Origin of the sequence: Polaromonas sp. (assembly GCF_029945895.1) — a bacterium.
Taxonomy (GTDB): domain Bacteria; phylum Pseudomonadota; class Gammaproteobacteria; order Burkholderiales; family Burkholderiaceae_C; genus Polaromonas.
Genome location: NZ_JAQSDL010000084.1, coordinates 92,400 through 107,276 on the forward strand (window position 1 = coordinate 92,400; position 14,877 = coordinate 107,276).

The 14,877-nt window shown below is 63.7% G+C and carries 15 protein-coding genes; 4 read left to right on the forward strand and 11 right to left on the reverse strand.

All coding sequences use genetic code 11. From position 1 onward, the window contains the following. Window positions 1–75: 75 nt before the first annotated feature. The 6 genes from PSV33_RS11080 to PSV33_RS11105 all read right to left on the reverse strand — a co-directional run bounded on the left by PSV33_RS11080 (window position 76) and on the right by PSV33_RS11105 (window position 6,242). Window positions 76–1,587 carry a tripartite tricarboxylate transporter permease gene (locus PSV33_RS11080; protein WP_300561627.1) on the reverse strand — a complete coding sequence of 504 codons (1,512 nt, stop codon included), beginning with the start codon at window positions 1,585–1,587 and terminating at the stop codon, window positions 76–78. A 10-nt stretch (window positions 1,588–1,597) separates the two neighbouring features. Next, window positions 1,598–2,086 (reverse strand): tripartite tricarboxylate transporter TctB family protein, encoded by a 489-nt coding sequence (locus tag PSV33_RS11085; protein WP_300561631.1) that lies wholly within the window; start codon window positions 2,084–2,086, stop codon window positions 1,598–1,600. Window positions 2,087–2,222: 136 nt separating this feature from the next. Beyond that, window positions 2,223–4,028 carry a GspE/PulE family protein gene (locus tag PSV33_RS11090; RefSeq protein ID WP_300561634.1) on the reverse strand — a complete coding sequence of 602 codons (1,806 nt, stop codon included), beginning with the start codon at window positions 4,026–4,028 and terminating at the stop codon, window positions 2,223–2,225. Window positions 4,029–4,080: 52 nt separating this feature from the next. Then, window positions 4,081–4,863 (reverse strand): spermidine synthase, encoded by a 783-nt coding sequence (locus tag PSV33_RS11095; RefSeq protein ID WP_300561636.1) that lies wholly within the window; start codon window positions 4,861–4,863, stop codon window positions 4,081–4,083. Window positions 4,864–4,899: 36 nt separating this feature from the next. Next, window positions 4,900–5,400 (reverse strand): DNA-deoxyinosine glycosylase, encoded by a 501-nt coding sequence (locus PSV33_RS11100; protein WP_300561638.1) that lies wholly within the window; start codon window positions 5,398–5,400, stop codon window positions 4,900–4,902. Beyond that, window positions 5,394–6,242 (reverse strand): TatD family hydrolase, encoded by an 849-nt coding sequence (locus PSV33_RS11105; RefSeq protein ID WP_300561640.1) that lies wholly within the window; start codon window positions 6,240–6,242, stop codon window positions 5,394–5,396. Before PSV33_RS11105 ends, PSV33_RS11100 begins: the two co-directional genes overlap by 7 nt. Window positions 6,243–6,380: 138 nt before the next feature. Between PSV33_RS11105 and PSV33_RS11110 the strand changes: the two genes are divergently transcribed. The 4 genes from PSV33_RS11110 to PSV33_RS11125 are packed head-to-tail and all read left to right on the forward strand — an operon-like array spanning window position 6,381 to window position 10,435. Beyond that, entirely contained in the window at window positions 6,381–7,280 is a 900-nt protein-coding gene (locus PSV33_RS11110; protein ID WP_300561642.1) for a trypsin-like peptidase domain-containing protein, read from the forward strand. Between the two features lie 11 nt (window positions 7,281–7,291). Then, a complete protein-coding gene (locus tag PSV33_RS11115; RefSeq protein WP_300561645.1) occupies window positions 7,292–8,302 on the forward strand; it encodes a MoxR family ATPase in 1,011 nt (336 codons plus the stop codon). A gap of 2 nt (window positions 8,303–8,304) precedes the next feature. Further along, window positions 8,305–9,360: a DUF58 domain-containing protein gene (locus PSV33_RS11120; protein ID WP_300561648.1), complete on the forward strand. Its 1,056-nt coding sequence runs from the start codon at window positions 8,305–8,307 to the stop codon at window positions 9,358–9,360. Between the two features lie 31 nt (window positions 9,361–9,391). Next, window positions 9,392–10,435: a VWA domain-containing protein gene (locus tag PSV33_RS11125; RefSeq protein ID WP_300561788.1), complete on the forward strand. Its 1,044-nt coding sequence runs from the start codon at window positions 9,392–9,394 to the stop codon at window positions 10,433–10,435. Window positions 10,436–11,076: 641 nt separating this feature from the next. Here PSV33_RS11125 and PSV33_RS11130 read toward each other — a convergent pair. The 5 genes from PSV33_RS11130 to lolD all read right to left on the reverse strand — a co-directional run bounded on the left by PSV33_RS11130 (window position 11,077) and on the right by lolD (window position 14,856). Then, window positions 11,077–12,288 (reverse strand): hypothetical protein, encoded by a 1,212-nt coding sequence (locus PSV33_RS11130; RefSeq protein WP_300561651.1) that lies wholly within the window; start codon window positions 12,286–12,288, stop codon window positions 11,077–11,079. Between the two features lie 14 nt (window positions 12,289–12,302). After that, window positions 12,303–13,061, reverse strand: a complete 759-nt coding sequence (locus tag PSV33_RS11135; RefSeq protein ID WP_300561654.1) for a hypothetical protein — start codon at window positions 13,059–13,061, stop codon at window positions 12,303–12,305. A gap of 33 nt (window positions 13,062–13,094) precedes the next feature. Continuing rightward, complete coding sequence (locus PSV33_RS11140) at window positions 13,095–13,667, reverse strand: hypothetical protein (protein ID WP_300561658.1); 573 nt, start codon at window positions 13,665–13,667, stop codon at window positions 13,095–13,097. Window positions 13,668–13,680: 13 nt separating this feature from the next. Continuing rightward, window positions 13,681–13,971 (reverse strand): DnaJ domain-containing protein, encoded by a 291-nt coding sequence (locus tag PSV33_RS11145; protein WP_300561661.1) that lies wholly within the window; start codon window positions 13,969–13,971, stop codon window positions 13,681–13,683. Between the two features lie 201 nt (window positions 13,972–14,172). Then, window positions 14,173–14,856: a lipoprotein-releasing ABC transporter ATP-binding protein LolD gene (lolD, locus tag PSV33_RS11150; protein ID WP_300561663.1), complete on the reverse strand. Its 684-nt coding sequence runs from the start codon at window positions 14,854–14,856 to the stop codon at window positions 14,173–14,175. Between the last annotated feature and the right edge of the window lie 21 nt (window positions 14,857–14,877).

Genomic DNA, 14,877 nt, shown 5'->3' on the forward strand with positions numbered 1-14,877 from the left:
CATTGGCACTGTTCAAACAGTTTCACTCAAAAAAAACGGCACCCGAGGGTGCCGTTGGGATGTTTCATCGAGTCATCATTCCTCGACAAAAGCCTCTTCACGCTTGTTCTTGACCGACGGCAAAAGCACGATCACCAGCAGCAAGGCCCCGGCAGCAAGCAGGCCGGCAGACAGCGGACGCGTCACGAACACGCTCCAGTCGCCGCGTGACAGCAGCAGCGCACGGCGCAGGTTTTCTTCCATCATGGGGCCGAGGATGAAGCCCAGCAGCAACGGCGCGGGTTCCGTCCCCAGCTTGATGAAGAGGTAGCCAATCACGCCAAAAATACCCACCATCCAGATGTCCCAGGTGTTGTTGTTGGTCGAGTAAACACCAATCGCGCAGAACAACACAATCGCGGGGAACAGGAAGCGGTAAGGCACGGTCAGCAGCTTGATCCAGATGCCGATCAGCGGCAGGTTCAGGATGATCAGCATGGCGTTGCCGATCCACATCGAGGCAATCAGGCCCCAGAACAACTCGGGGTTGCTGGTCATGACCTGCGGGCCGGGCTGGATGTTGTGGATCGTCATGGCGCCAACCATCAGGGCCATGACCGCGTTGGGAGGAATACCCAGGGTGAGCAGCGGAATGAAGGAGGTCTGCGCACCGGCATTGTTGGCCGACTCGGGACCGGCCACGCCGCGGATATTGCCCTGGCCGAAGGGGACTTCGCCCGGTTTCATCTTGATTTTCTTTTCCAGCGTGTAGGCAGCAAACGCGGCCAGCAGCGCTCCACCGCCAGGCAGGATGCCCAAAGATGAACCCAGAATGGTGCCGCGCAACACGGCTGGTGTCATGTCCTTGAAGTCCTGCTTGGTCGGAAACAGGCCAGACACCTTGGCGGTGAACACTTCACGTTCGTGCTCGGGCTGGGCCAGATTGCTGATGATCTCGCCGTAGCCGAACACACCCATGGCGATCACGATGAAACCGATGCCGTCGGTGAGTTCGGGAATGTCAAAGCTGAAACGTGCCACACCAGAGTTCACGTCGGTGCCCACCAGGCCCAGCAACAGGCCCAGCACAATCATGCCGACCGCCTTGAGCAGCGAGCCCGAAGCCAGCACCACGGCACCAATCAGGCCCAGCACCATCAGGGCGAAATATTCGGCCGGGCCGAACTTGAACGCCAGTTCCGTCAGCGGCGGCGCAAAAGCGGCCAGGATCAGGGTGCCGACGCAGCCGGCAAAAAACGAGCCCAAACCAGCCGCGGCGAGGGCCGGCCCCGCTCGCCCCTTTCTGGCCATCTGGTAGCCGTCGATACAGGTCACCACGGACGAAGACTCGCCGGGCAGGTTCACGAGGATGGCGGTGGTCGAACCGCCGTACTGTGCGCCGTAATAAATGCCGGCCAGCATGATGAGTGCGGACACCGGGGGCAAGGCGTAGGTGGCCGGCAGCAGCATGGCAATGGTGGCCACCGGTCCAATGCCGGGCAACACGCCAATCAGGGTACCGAGCAGGCAGCCGGCGAAAGCGTAGAGCAGGTTGATCGGCGTGAATGCCACGCCAAAACCCAAAGACAAGTTTGCGATCAGATCCATTTTATTTTCCTTAGCCGGTGATGAAGGACGGCCACACCGGGAACTGCAATTTCAGCGCAAGAACAAAGGCCAGATAGCTGCCAACGGCCAGGATGGTCGCCAGAATGAGGGTCGTCTTGAATTTCCAGCCGGGCTCGGCCATGCTGGCAATGAAAGTCAGCGCATAAATCGCCACGATCATGCCGAAGGCCGGAAACTTGATGGCCGGCAGGCCCGCCAGCAAAATGCCGAACACCACGTTGGCGGCAATGATGTAGAACAAGGGCTTCCAGGCCCACTTGCCGATCCTGTCTCCGCCCACCGTCTCGACCACGAGGGCCTTGAACGTAATCACCGCCCCAATCAGCGCCAGCAGGACGCCCAGCATCAGCGGGAAATAGCCCGGCCCCATGCGTGCGCCGGTGCCGACGTTGTAAGTCGTTGCACCCCACGCAAATGCCACACCGACACCCATGAACATGAGACCGGCAAAAAAGTCTTTCTGACTCTTGATATTCACGGTTTGGCTCCTCTGACTAAAGAATGAATCGGTGGATTGTGCATGTAATTGCCCCTGAAGGGGATGTGGCTTTCACTTACGCAAAAAAGGCGCAGAAAGCGCCAAAAGAGTCCACCTGTCCCCCCGGGGACAGGGTTCAGGCCATCGGCGGTGTCGTGGAAAGTATTTCCTCGATGGTGGTCAGGCCTTCCGCCACCTTGAGCGCACCCGCCAGCCGCAGCGGCCGCATGCCGTCGGCCACGGCCTGGCGCCGCAGCGCGTCGATGCTCGGCTCTTTGGTGACCTTGTCCTTGAAGGCCTCGGTCACCGTCAGCAGTTCATACAGCCCCATGCGGCCGAGAAAACCGGTCATCCGGCAGTCGACACAGCCGACCGGCTTGTAGGGCTGGTAGGCACCGTTGATCTGCCAGGGCTTGACGATTTCGGTGAGCGTCTCGCGCGAACTGCCTTCGTCTTTCTCGCGGCACTGCGGACACAACGTGCGCACCAGCCGCTGCGCCAGCACGCCCAGCAAGGTGGCATTGATCAGATAGGAAGGCACGCCGAGTTCCATCAGGCGCGACACCGCCGAAGGGGCGTCGTTGGTATGCAGCGTGGAAAACACCAGGTGGCCCGTCAGCGCGGCCTGCACCGCCATTTCCGCGGTCTGCAGATCGCGGATCTCGCCGACCATGATGATGTCCGGGTCCTGCCGCATCAGCGCGCGCAGGCCTTCAGGGAAATCGAAATCGAGGTGCGCCTGAACCTGCGTCTGGTTGAAGGCCGGCTCGATCATCTCGATCGGGTCCTCGATCGTGCTGACGTTGACCTCTTCGGTGGCGATACGTTTGAGCGTTGAATACAGGGTGGTGGTTTTGCCCGAGCCGGTCGGGCCCGTCACCAGCACGATGCCGTAGGGCCGCTTGACGAGCTGTTCCCAACGCGTCGCATCGTGCTGGGAAAACCCGAGTGCATCGAGGTCCTTGACGGTGGTGTCCGGGTCAAAGATCCGCATCACCATTTTTTCGCCGAAGGCCGTCGGCAAGGTCGACAGCCGCATTTCGATTTCGTCGCCGCGCGGGTTACGGGTCTTGATGCGGCCATCCTGCGGCCGGCGCTTTTCGACCACGTCCATGCGGCCTAGCAGCTTGATGCGCGCCGTCATGGCGTTGTGCACCCCCATGGGCAACTGGTAGACCGGGTGCAACACGCCGTCGATGCGGAAGCGGATCACGCCCTGGTCGCGCCGCGGCTCGAGATGGATGTCACTGGCGCGCTGGTCAAAGGCGTATTGCCAGAGCCAGTCCACCACCTGCACCACGCCCTGGTCGTTGGCGTCGAGCTGCTTGTTGGTTTTGCCCAGCTCCACCAGCTGTTCGAAACTGGCGGCACCGGCATTGCCGCCTGCTTTCATCGCCGCTTTCACCGACTTGGCCAGCGCAAAAAATTCGGCGGTGTAGCGGGCAATTTCGGTCGGATTGGCCACCACCAGGCGCACGCTGCGTTTGGACTGGCGCTCGACCTCGGAGACCCAGTCGGTGACGAAGGGCTCGGCGGTTGCGACCACCACCTCGGACGTGGTGACCTGCACCGGCAGCACCTTGTGGCGTTCGGCATACACCGCTGACATGGTGTCGGCCACCTTGCCCACATCCACCTTCAGGGGGTCGATGCGCAGATAGCCCAGGCCGGCCCGGCCGGCCAGCCACTGGGAAATGGTTTCAATGTCCAGCGGCTTGCCGTCGGCCACGCGGGTCATGCTGACGCTGGCCAGCCGGATCAGCGGGTGTTGCGCGCTCTGCACCTGGGAGCAGCGCGCAATCGTGCGTTGCGACTCGGCCGCCGAAATCACCCCGTCCTCACTGAGCCACTCCACCAGTCGGCGCCAGTCCAGTGGTCCAGCCGGGGCGGCGGACCGGGGTGTGGATTCAGAGGGGTTTTTGGGAGGCACGGCAGCACGCATGCTGGCACTTTAACTGATCGCCCCTTGCGGCAGAAAACTTCTCAGGCAAGGCTCAGAAAACGGGTTTGAACAGCCTCAGCCACTTTTTGGCGGGCAGGCCGAAGCGGGACTCGATCCCCTCGGCCCTCTGCGAAAGTTCTGCCCGCCCGGGTCGGGTCGGCTCGCGTTGCGCCGCCACGACGGTGTTGCCCTCCCGCGTTGGTTTGAAGGCCCAGACAGACTCGGGGCCAAAAGCTTCGGCGATTTTTTCCAGCGAGCTGATGTAGCTGGAGTCGCGCCCGAACAGGTTGACTGTCATGACGCCATCCTCACTGAGCAGTTCGCGGCAATCGGCATAAAAGTCCGCGCTGTCGAGCACCGGCGCTGCAGCTTCGTGGTCGTACAGGTCCACCTGCAACGCGTCCACCGTGCCATGGTGCTCCGCCTTGCGGATTTCCTGCGCAGCGTCGGCCACGATGACCTTCAGGCGCAGGTCATCGGCGGGGAGCTTGAACCACAGCCGGCAGGCGGCCAGTACCTGCGGGTTGAGCTCGATGGCCGTGGTTTTCATCTTCAGTTTTTTGTAGCAGAACTTGGTCAGTGCTGCCGAGCCCAGGCCCAGCTGCATCGCGTGGCGCGCGGCCACCGCTCCGGGCTCGGCAAGCAGCAGCCAGGCCATCATGCGCTGGACATACTCCAGTTCGATGTCGAAAGGTTTGTCCAGCAGCATCGACCCCTGCACCCATTGCGTGCCCAGATGCAGGTAACGGACGTCGCCGTAATCGGAAAAATTCACCTCGGGCAGTTCTGCCTGTGGAAGCCGGGAGTGGTGGTTGCTGGTTTCTTTGCGGGCCATTAGGTCAATCGGTCAATCGGTCAATCGGTCATTCGGTCATTCGGTCAATCCGTGTTTTTCAAATACGTCACGCCAGGCAGCGAGTTTGCGCTCAAACGACCAGGAGGCGTTGGCCGGGCTGGTGGAGGGCAATTTATAAACGGGCCGACCCAGCAGCGCGGTGTACCGGGCATGTTTGAAACTCTCCCCGCCATTGTGGGCGATCGCCTCCAGCGCCGGGCACTGTCGCTGCATTTTCGCGAAATCGTTGACCACCGGATGGCGGATGCGGCTGTCCAGGCTGCCCTCGCGCTCGCAGGCCGCATACACGTCCCAGAGGCCCAGCCCTCTGTCCAGCAGCCATGCGCTACGGTTTTGATAGCTGTCTGCGCCCACTGGTATTGTGCTGGATGACCAAATGGCTTGCAGGATTCTCCAGAACTGGTTTTGCGGGTGGCCGTAATACTGCTGCGCCGCCAGCGAGGCGACGCCGGGAAAACTGCCGAGGATCAGCACGCGGGTCCGGCTGCTGACCAGCGGCGCCAGGCCCGTCAGCATGCGGACAGGGCCTGCAGCCCGGGCAGCGCCGCGCCGGCGTTGGCCGTGGTCGCCAGCGCCAGGGCGTCGACCGTGATGCCGCGCAGTTCCGCCACCACGGCGGCGATACGCGGCAGCTCGGCCGGTTCGTTGCGCCCCTGGGCCTGGCCCGCGCCGCGCTGCTGCGCCGTGGCGTACAGCCAGTGCGGCGGAATGTCCGGCGCATCGGTTTCCAGCACCAGCGCCTCCAGCGGCAATTCGGTCGCCAGGCGCCTGAGCTGCAATGCCGGCTCAAAAGTGACGGCCCCGCCAAAACCGAGCTTGAGGCCCAGCTTGAGGAATTCATCGGCCTGTTGCCGGCTGCCGTTGAAAGCGTGGGCAATGCCGCGCCAGCCTTCCTGCGGCGCGAGCTCGCGCAGATGTTTGAGCAGCTTGTCGGCGGAGCGGCGCACATGCAGGATCACCGGCAGGCCGTGCTTGCGTGCCAGCAGGAGCTGCTCGCGGTAGAAAAACTCCTGGCGCTCGCGCAAGGGGCTTTGTGTCAGGGCCGGCACAAAATAATCGAGCCCGATTTCACCCACCGCCACCAGCCGGGCGTCGGCTTTGCGCAGGGCAAGTTCGGCATCGAGCAGGGCCAGGTCGCCCTCCTGCGCCTGACCGACAAACAGCGGGTGAATGCCGAGGGCATAACTGTCGCCGAAATCGTGCGCCAGTGTGCGTACGGCTGCAAAGTCAGCCACCCCGACCGCCGGCACAACACAATGCACCACGCCGGCGGCTGCCGCCCGCGCCCGCACGGCGACACGGTCCCTGTCAAATTCCCGGGCATCGAGGTGGCAATGGGTGTCTATCCAGCGCGGCATATTCCCATGATGCCTGATCGCCGGCCCGCCGCGATGACCCCACGGATGCCTGAAGAATGTGCAGGGTTGGATCAGACGTGATACCGTGCATTCGTCAGTCCGGAAATCCCCGGGAAACCCTTTTGACAGGTGACACGGATGCGCAGGCCAGCCCTCTACAGCAGCTCCAGCAGCCCCCCTCCGGCGGAGGTGCCCGGGCAGCAGGCGCAAACCGGGCCCGTCATTGAGCATGCCCCCGGAACACGCTTTTTCTCGCTGTCCAGCCCGCGCCTTCTCTGGGCCGCGCTCGCGGTGATGGCCTTGCTGCTGGCCCTCAGCCTCTCGCTGGCGCTGCGGCCGCAGCCACGCAAGCTGACGCAGGCCGACATCCATGCAGCCGTCCTGAAAACGCTCGAAACCGCCCAGCTGCCCTCAGCCGTCGCCAAGGCCTACGACACCATTCGCCCCTCGGTGGTGCGCGTCACCGGCTACGGCAAGAGCAAGAACGGCAAGGAGGACGTGGAGGTCGGCGTCGGCACTGGCGTGGTGATTGTCGACAAAGGCATCATCCTGACCAACCTGCATGTGGTGCAGGGGGCGCAGACCATCAAGGTGGTGTTTTCCGACGGACTGGAATCCACCGCACACATCACCGGCGCCCAGCCCGAAAACGACCTCGCGGTGTTGCAGGCCCACAAGATTCCCGACGACATGATTGCGGCAACCATGCGCTCCACCGGTGACCTGGCGCCCGGCGACCATGTGCTGGCCGTGGGTTACCCCTTCGGCATCGGGCCATCGGCCTCGGCTGGTGTGATCTCCGGCCTCAAGCGCACCTTCCGCTCACCCGAAGGCAAGCAGGAAATGCGCAACCTGATCCAGTTCGACGCCGCCGCCAACCCCGGAAATTCGGGCGGCCCGCTGGTCACCATGGACGGCGAAGTGGTCGGCATCGTCACCGCCATCCTCAACCCCAACCAGCAGCGAAGTTTTGTCGGCATCGCTTTTGCCGTGCCGATTGAAAACGCCGCGTCCGCCGTCGGCCTGACCCCTTTCTGAAGGACCTCCCCATGCAAACACCCGCCACTTCGCAGGACCCGCACACCGCACAACTGATGGAGCAGATCCTCTACGAGGTCAAACGTGTGGTCGTCGGCCAGGACCGCTTTCTCGAACGCGTGATGGTGGCCATTCTGGCGCAGGGGCACCTGCTGGTCGAAGGTGTGCCGGGCCTGGCCAAAACCCTGACCGTCAAGACCCTGGCCAATACCATCCAGGGCAATTTCAAGCGCATCCAGTTCACGCCCGACCTGGTACCGGCCGACCTGGTGGGCACCCGCATCTACAACCAGAAAACCGGCGACTTCAGCACCTCGCTCGGTCCGGTGTTCACCAACCTGCTGCTGGCCGACGAGATCAACCGCGCGCCGGCCAAGGTGCAAAGCGCCCTGCTGGAGGTCATGCAGGAGCGCCAGGTCACGATCGCCGGCGAGACGCACCGCGTGCCCGAGCCCTTTCTGGTGATGGCCACGCAGAACCCGATCGAAACCGAAGGCACCTATCCGCTGCCGGAAGCGCAGGTGGACCGTTTCATGATGAAGGTGCTGGTGGACTACCCGACCGACGAGGAAGAGTTCGTGATTGTCGAGCGCGTGATCGGGCCGGCCGTGGCCGTTTCCAGCGTCGCCACCACCGCGCAGCTGGCGGAGCTGCAGCGCGAATGCCGGCGCGTCTATGTGGACCCGTCGCTGATCCAGTACGCCGTGCGACTGGTCTCCGCCACCCGCACACCCGAAAAACACGGCCTGAAGGACCTGGCCCGCTTCATCACCTTCGGCGCCAGCCCGCGCGCCACCATCAACCTGACCGAAGGCGCGCGCGCCCTGGCCATGCTGCGCGGACGCAGCTATGTGCTGCCTGAAGACATGACGGACCTGGTGCCCGATGTGCTGCGCCACCGGCTGGTGTTGTCCTACGAAGCGCTGTCCGAAGGCCTGAGCGCCGACACTGTCGTCGCCAGAATCATGGCGAAAGTACCAGCGCCCGCACGCCCTCTCGAGCATGAAAAACTGGCTGCCTAGGCATGCCCCACGGTAGCTCGCTGATCATGAAAAACTGGTTTCGCAAAGCTGTTCGGGCTGAGCCTGTCGAAGCCGCAAGCACTTCGGTAGCTGCGACGGCCGCTCCCACCCCAGGCCATGGCGCCGAGCACGTGCTGCGCCGCCTCGAATGGACGGTGTTGCGCCGGCTCGACGGGCTGTTGCAGGGCGACTACCGCACGCTGATGCGCGGCACTGGCATGGACCTGGCCGACCTGCGCGAGTACCAGCACCACGACGACGTGCGCCACATCGACTGGAACGTGACAGCGCGCCTGCAGTCGCCGCATGTGCGCGTGTTCACCGAAGACCGCGAAATGGCCAGCTGGTTTTTGCTGGACCTGAGCCCGTCCGTCGATTTTGGTTCGGGCGACCAGCGCAAAAGCCAGGTCTCCGCCGAGTTTGTAGCGGTGCTGGCTCGCGTGCTGACACGCCACGGCAACCGTGTGGGCGCCATGCTGTACGGCGCCGGCGTGGACACCGTGCTGCCGCCGCGCGGCGGGCGGGCGCATGTGTTGCAGCTGCTGCACACGCTGCAGACCCGGCCCGCCACCACCGGCACGGTCACCACACGCCTTGACGATTTGCTGACCTCGGCTGCCCAATTGGTGCGCCGGCGTTCCACGGTGTTTGTGGTGTCCGACTTCATCAGTGAACCCGGCTGGGAAAAAGCGCTGGGGCAGCTGGCGCAGCGCCACGAGGTGGTGGCCGTGCGCCTGCTGGACCCGCTGGAACTTGAACTGCCCGACCTCGGTCTGATCCCGATACGCGATGCGGAAACCGGCGAGCAGTTGCTGGTCGACACCCACGACGCGGGTTTTCGCAAGCGCTTTGCCCGCATTGCCGCGCAGCGCGAAGCCGATTTGCGCCAGGCGTTGGCGCAGGCCGGCGTCGACACGCTGGAATTGTCTACCGACGGCGACCTGGTTGACGCCATCATGCGTTTCACCGAACTGCGCAAGCGCCGCGGCCAGGTCTCGGGCGCCGCTGGCCGAGGTGGCCGCGGCAAGCTGCCCGGCCACCTGAAGGTGGCGGCCTGAGCCCCAAGGAGATGACACCATGACCTCCCCCATGACCTTTCTCTGGCCCCAGTTCTTGTGGCTGATGCTGGCCCTGCCCCTGCTGGTAGTGGTTTATGTCTGGCTGCTGCGCCGCAAAAAGAAAATGGCGCTGCGTTATGCCAGCCTGTCCATCGTGCGCGAAGCCATGGGCACGGGGCAGAGTGTGCGGCGTCACATTCCGCCGCTGTTGTTCCTGCTGGCCATCGCCGCGATGCTGCTGGCTGCCGCGCGGCCGTTCGCCGTCGTCACCCTGCCCTCGCAGCAGGAGACCATCATCCTGGCGATGGACGTGTCGGGAAGCATGCGCGCCACCGACGTGTTGCCGAACCGCCTGGTGGCCTCGCAAAACGCCGCCAAGGCCTTCCTGGCCGACCTGCCGCGCAGCGTGCGGGTGGGCATTGTCGCGTTTGCAGGCACCGCCTCGGTGGTGCAGTCGCCCACCCTGAGCCGGGAAGACCTGGTCACGGCCATCGACAAGTTCCAGCTGCAGCGCGCCACCGCCATTGGCAACGCCATCGTCGTCTCGCTGGCCGAATTGTTTCCGGATGCCGGTATTGACCTGGCGTCGCTGACCTACGGCCGCAACCGCAACAGCGGCATCGCGATTGACCAGGCGCCGAAAGAGCAAAAAAAGGAGTTCACACCCGTGGCCCCCGGCTCCTACACCTCGGCCGCCATCATCCTGCTGACCGACGGCCAGCGCACCACGGGGGTGGACTCGATGGAGGCTGCCAAGATGGCGGCCGACCGCGGTGTACGCATCTACACCGTGGGCGTCGGCACCGTCGACGGTGAGACCATCGGTTTTGAAGGCTGGTCCATGCGCGTCCGGCTCGACGAGGAAACCCTCAAGGCGATTGCCAACAAGACACAGGCTGAATACTTCTATGCCGGCACCGCGGCGGATCTGAAAAAAGTCTACGAGACCTTGAGCTCGCGCCTGACCGTGGAGAAAAAGGAAACCGAAATCTCCGGCTTGCTGGCGCTGGTGGCGTCGGTGCTGGCGCTGCTGTCGGCGGGCTTGTCGCTGCTTTGGTTCAACCGGATTCTTTGAGCCTGCTGCTCCCCGGCATCACGCTGCGTCCATGCTTCGCCCAGGACAGTAGGCGCAACTCCCCACTCCCAACCCCCCGCCCTTCCCTCGCCCCGCTGGGCGATGGCGGGGAGCCTCATTTGGCTGCGGGTGCTGCGCTCGCGTGCAAACATGACGGTCTGTTGAGTCCGACATGACGCGCTTCGCGCGTCATGTCTCCCCGCCTCCGCATCCGTTCTCGCATTTGTTCCTCCACCCGTCGGGCTGGGCCGAGGAGCGCAGCCGAAAGCGGATCAGGGCGAGCGATTGTCTGAGCCGAAGGCGAGTTCGAGCTCGACCCCGCTTTCGGTGAGCACCGGAGGTTGCCCCGGAGCGCAGCGCAGGGGACCCAGACCATCGGGTCGCCTTTTTCTTTGCTTACTTTCTTTTTGGCGACGCAAAAAGAAAGCAAGTTGCCACCGGGCAACCCCCGGCTTGCAGGCAAACTGCAGCGCTTCAAAAAAATGAGTAGTGGGCAAACATGGATACCGGCTCAAGTCCAGGTTGGCAAGGCACAGAAAACATTCGCTATAAATTCAATAGCTATCTGCACACGTTCAATAAGGGCTACAACCCCAAATCACTTGAAAAACCACGTTTCTTCCACCGCAGACGGCAAGCACCTACTGCACATGGCATTCCCGCCGCAACAGCGCCACCGCGTCATTGAGCGCGTGAATCGCATCGCTTTGCAGCGTGGGCTGCGCCTCTTCCACGAAGTCTTCCCACAAACTGGCGTAAGCGTCCTGATGTTGCGCCGGGGCGTGGTCGAGCAGGTATTGGTGGGCCAGCGCAGGATGGAAACCTGATTTCCAGATCTTGCGCACCAGGGTCGCAGCACTTTTTTCGGTCAACATGGTTTTGGGGGGCGCGCCGGCGGCCACGCACAGCAGCAGGGTCAGCAGCGAGCCATCGTCGCTGTTGCCGCCGGTGACCTTGTTCCATGCCGCAGACGCCTGGCGGTCGTGGTGGTCGACTTCATGGAGGGCGTCTTCCACCCAGAAATAACGGCCCATGAAAGCAGGGCTGCGGTCGAACAAGGCGCGCGCCGGCAGGGCCGCATCGAGAATTTTGGGCGCGTCGGCCAGCACCGACTGCCGCACCGCTTCCACCGCCGGCCGCAGATGCATGGGCAATTTTTTCGGAACAACGACCGGTAGCGCCGCCGGCACCACGGCGAACTTCTTGCGCAGGGCGGTGATCATTTTTTCAAACGCGACCCAGTCCGGCATCTCGGTGCGGCCAGCCGCCAGCACCAGCAAGGCGCTGCGTATCACCGCTTCGGCATCCTTGCCCGCCTCTTCGAGTTCGTCCGCGTCCATGCCCAACTCGCCGGCGAGCCAGAGCGCCGCGTCCACCACCTGCGCCACCTGGCTGCGTCTGGCGAGTTCGCCCTGGTAGTCGGCCAGATCGCGCAGCGACCACTTGGCCAGCAGCGGAATGTGCTCGTCGCGAAAACCACCGCGCTCGCTCATGCCAAAGTGGCTGTTCTGCGGCATGGCGATCAGGGCCTTGAGCATGTCCGAGCCACCCTTGGAGCGCGACAGCAGCGAAAAATCGCGCAGCGACTCGGCTGCCTGCTGCACATCGCCGTCGCAGCTGGCTTCGAGGTACAGGCTGACCAGGTTCACCATGCGGTCGCGGGCTTTTTCAAGCTCCGGGCGCAAAAACTCGTTGCCGAAATAACGCGCGATCTGCACCATGCCCTTGGGGCCCTCGATCCGCATGGCCCCGATTTTTTCCGGACCGATGATGCCGTGCAACACACCGTGCTGCAGCGCCTTTTCGAAAAAAGGGCGCGCGTCGTAGAGCGAGACGGCGGTCGGCGAAGGCATGGGCGTGTGCAAGGTCAGATCGCCGATTCCTCGTCGGACTCGCGCGCTGTCGGCGTTGCCTTGCCACGGTCGGTGTCGCCGGTCTCGACCTTGCCATCGTCCTCGGTGTCTTCCTCGTCGTCCTCTTCCTCCGAAGCCGTGGCCTGATGCGCACTGACCTTGGCGCGCAGCACCATCAGCATTTCGATGAACAGGTCGGGCAATTGGTAACGCAGGATCCAGGCGAGTTCCATCCAGTCCTTGTCGGCGATTTCATCCTGCTGCACGCGCGGCTTCTCGTAAGCCGAAGCCAGCAGGGCGGACTGCGACAACATCTTGCCGTACTCGTCAGCCGGCTCGAAGCTGCCGCTGCGCGCGAAACCCTCGACACGGCTCCACTGATCCGAAAAATAGTCGGCGAGAGCCTCGGCGCCGCCGTCGAGGTCACCGATGGCCGTGAGGAATTCCACCGGGTCCGCATCCTCCCGGAAGATCACCGCGTTGACCATGCCGCGCAGGTGTGTGCGGGTCAGGTCCTTGTAGAGTTTTTCGATCACCACGGCGCGCGCGAACTGCGCCGGTGATACCAGCAGGCTGACCACCGACTCCTTCGAGTTGTCGTATTCGCGGATCACGGCCAGCACATCCTTGGGCGGCAACTGCTCCAGCACCACCATCAGCGCGGCATCGCCTTCGGCATCGGCCAGTTCCACCAGCGCCGACTCGGCACCCACGATGTCGCCGGCCGCAATCAGGCTTTGGGTTTTTGCTATCAGGGCAAGATGCTGGGTCATCAGGGTTTCACTTTCGGGTTCCAATTGCTTGCATCAGTCTTTGGCGTCAAAGCCCTGCTGGACCAGCCAGTCGGCGCCCGCCTCCTGGCGTGTCCGGGCGTCGCTGCCCTGACCGCCCTCGCCATCGTCCTCAAAAATCACCAGGTCCTGGTCGTCGTCCCGGTCGCTGTCTTGGTCTTCATCCTGGTCTTCGTCGCTGACGATGATCGCGCTGGCCACCGGCAGACCGGCCATGTACTCCAGACCGGCCGTCACCGCCAAAAACCTCTCCCCACCCGGCGACCGCAGCACGATCTCGGCCAGTTCCCGTGCCCAGGGCGCCAGCGCCAGGCTGCCAGCCAGGCTGCTCCAGGGCGGAAACACATCCTCGTCATGCGTGAGCAGGTGCTCCATGGCGGCTTTCCCGGTGAAGTCAAAACCCTGGTGAAAAACGACGGCCACCATTTCCGGGCTGATATCCATCATCTGCACCAGAAAGGCCATCTCCTGGCGTTTGCCGGCCAGGCGCTGCTGCAGCACGTCGCGCCCTTCGGAGTCGAAGCGCAGGTCCTCCATCTCGGACTGGTAGGCCGAGCGCAACTCAAGGAAGTAGGGGGAGATGCTCATGCAGCCGGGGTTTTCATGGTTCAGTTCCTTGGGTCAGCGGGTCGAAATAGTTTTGCCAGATGTCAGTCGCGGTGGCCAGCGGGCTGTCCAGCAGGTTGCGGCGGCGGTTGTCGTCGTAAGCCTGGCGTTTTTCAGTGTCCGACAGCACTTCGTACGCTTCCTGCACCGCCCGAAAACGCGCCGGCGCCTGCGGATCAGCATTTTTGTCGGGGTGCCAGAACGAAGCCTTCTGGCGAAAGGCCTTCTTGACGTCGGCCAGCCTGGCAGCGCTGTCCAGCCCGAGGGCGGTGTAGTGATCGGTCATGCGCAGGTGAGGTTGTGCTGGACCGAAGGCAAGGCGCTGCCACGGCATGTTGAAGGGCTCACCGGCAGGGAAAAGCACAGGCGCGGGCGACGGGGAGACCCAGGATTATGCACGCCCGGCCCTTTTCAGGGCGGGAGGCCGTTGAATGCCCTTGCGCCCGACCGGCCGGGCCGGGTTAAGCGCTCAAGACGGCCCGGGGCCTCAAGCCCACGCCGACAAGCGCCCCGACACCAGCCTGAAACGCCGGCCACAGCGCGCCGCCAGCGTTTCGTCATGAGTCACCATCACAAAGGCCGTGCCGTGCTCGCGGGCGAGTTGCAGCATCAGTTCGAACACGCCGTCGGCGGTGCTCCGGTCCAGGTTGCCGGTGGGTTCGTCGGCCAGCACACAGGCTGGCCGTGTGACCAGCGCACGCGCAATCGCCACACGCTGTCGCTCGCCGCCCGACAGTTCAGCCGGGCGGTGGTGAATGCGGTCTTTCAGGCCCACGCTGGCCAGCATCGCGCCGGCGGTTTGCGCCGCCTTCTCGCGATCCTCACGCCGTATCCACAGCGGCATGGCCACATTGTCGAGCGCGCTGAACTCCGGCAGCAGGTGGTGGAACTGGTACACAAAGCCCAGATGCCGGTTGCGCAACTCGCCCTGTTCGGCCGGCGACAGCGCAGACATCTGTTGCCCCTTGAGCTCGACGCTCCCGCTGGTGGGTGCATCCAGTCCGCCCATCAGGTGCAGCAAGGTGCTTTTGCCGGAGCCGGAGGCGCCGACGATGGCCAGGGTTTCACCGGCAAAGACCTGCAGGTCCACACCGTGCAGCACGGTCAGGTCGATCGGGCCTTCGTGGAAGCGTTTGGTCAGGCCCTGGGCCTTGAGCACGACCTCATTCATAGGAGACACCCAAAAAATCTT

What these genes read in the sequence shown, in the direction of transcription:
- PSV33_RS11080 (WP_300561627.1), bottom strand. Translation starts at nt 1,587, where the DNA reads ATGGATCTGATCGCAAACTTGTCTTTGGGTTTTGGCGTGGCATTCACG.
- PSV33_RS11090 (WP_300561634.1), bottom strand. Translation starts at nt 4,028, where the DNA reads ATGCGTGCTGCCGTGCCTCCCAAAAACCCCTCTGAATCCACACCCCGG.
- PSV33_RS11095 (WP_300561636.1), bottom strand. Translation starts at nt 4,863, where the DNA reads ATGGCCCGCAAAGAAACCAGCAACCACCACTCCCGGCTTCCACAGGCA.
- PSV33_RS11100 (WP_300561638.1), bottom strand. Translation starts at nt 5,400, where the DNA reads ATGCTGACGGGCCTGGCGCCGCTGGTCAGCAGCCGGACCCGCGTGCTG.
- PSV33_RS11105 (WP_300561640.1), bottom strand. Translation starts at nt 6,242, where the DNA reads ATGCCGCGCTGGATAGACACCCATTGCCACCTCGATGCCCGGGAATTT.
- PSV33_RS11110 (WP_300561642.1), top strand. Translation starts at nt 6,381, where the DNA reads ATGCGCAGGCCAGCCCTCTACAGCAGCTCCAGCAGCCCCCCTCCGGCG.
- PSV33_RS11115 (WP_300561645.1), top strand. Translation starts at nt 7,292, where the DNA reads ATGCAAACACCCGCCACTTCGCAGGACCCGCACACCGCACAACTGATG.
- PSV33_RS11120 (WP_300561648.1), top strand. Translation starts at nt 8,305, where the DNA reads ATGCCCCACGGTAGCTCGCTGATCATGAAAAACTGGTTTCGCAAAGCT.
- PSV33_RS11125 (WP_300561788.1), top strand. Translation starts at nt 9,392, where the DNA reads ATGACCTTTCTCTGGCCCCAGTTCTTGTGGCTGATGCTGGCCCTGCCC.
- PSV33_RS11130 (WP_300561651.1), bottom strand. Translation starts at nt 12,288, where the DNA reads ATGCCTTCGCCGACCGCCGTCTCGCTCTACGACGCGCGCCCTTTTTTC.
- PSV33_RS11135 (WP_300561654.1), bottom strand. Translation starts at nt 13,061, where the DNA reads ATGACCCAGCATCTTGCCCTGATAGCAAAAACCCAAAGCCTGATTGCG.
- PSV33_RS11140 (WP_300561658.1), bottom strand. Translation starts at nt 13,667, where the DNA reads ATGAGCATCTCCCCCTACTTCCTTGAGTTGCGCTCGGCCTACCAGTCC.
- PSV33_RS11145 (WP_300561661.1), bottom strand. Translation starts at nt 13,971, where the DNA reads ATGACCGATCACTACACCGCCCTCGGGCTGGACAGCGCTGCCAGGCTG.
- lolD (WP_300561663.1), bottom strand. Translation starts at nt 14,856, where the DNA reads ATGAATGAGGTCGTGCTCAAGGCCCAGGGCCTGACCAAACGCTTCCAC.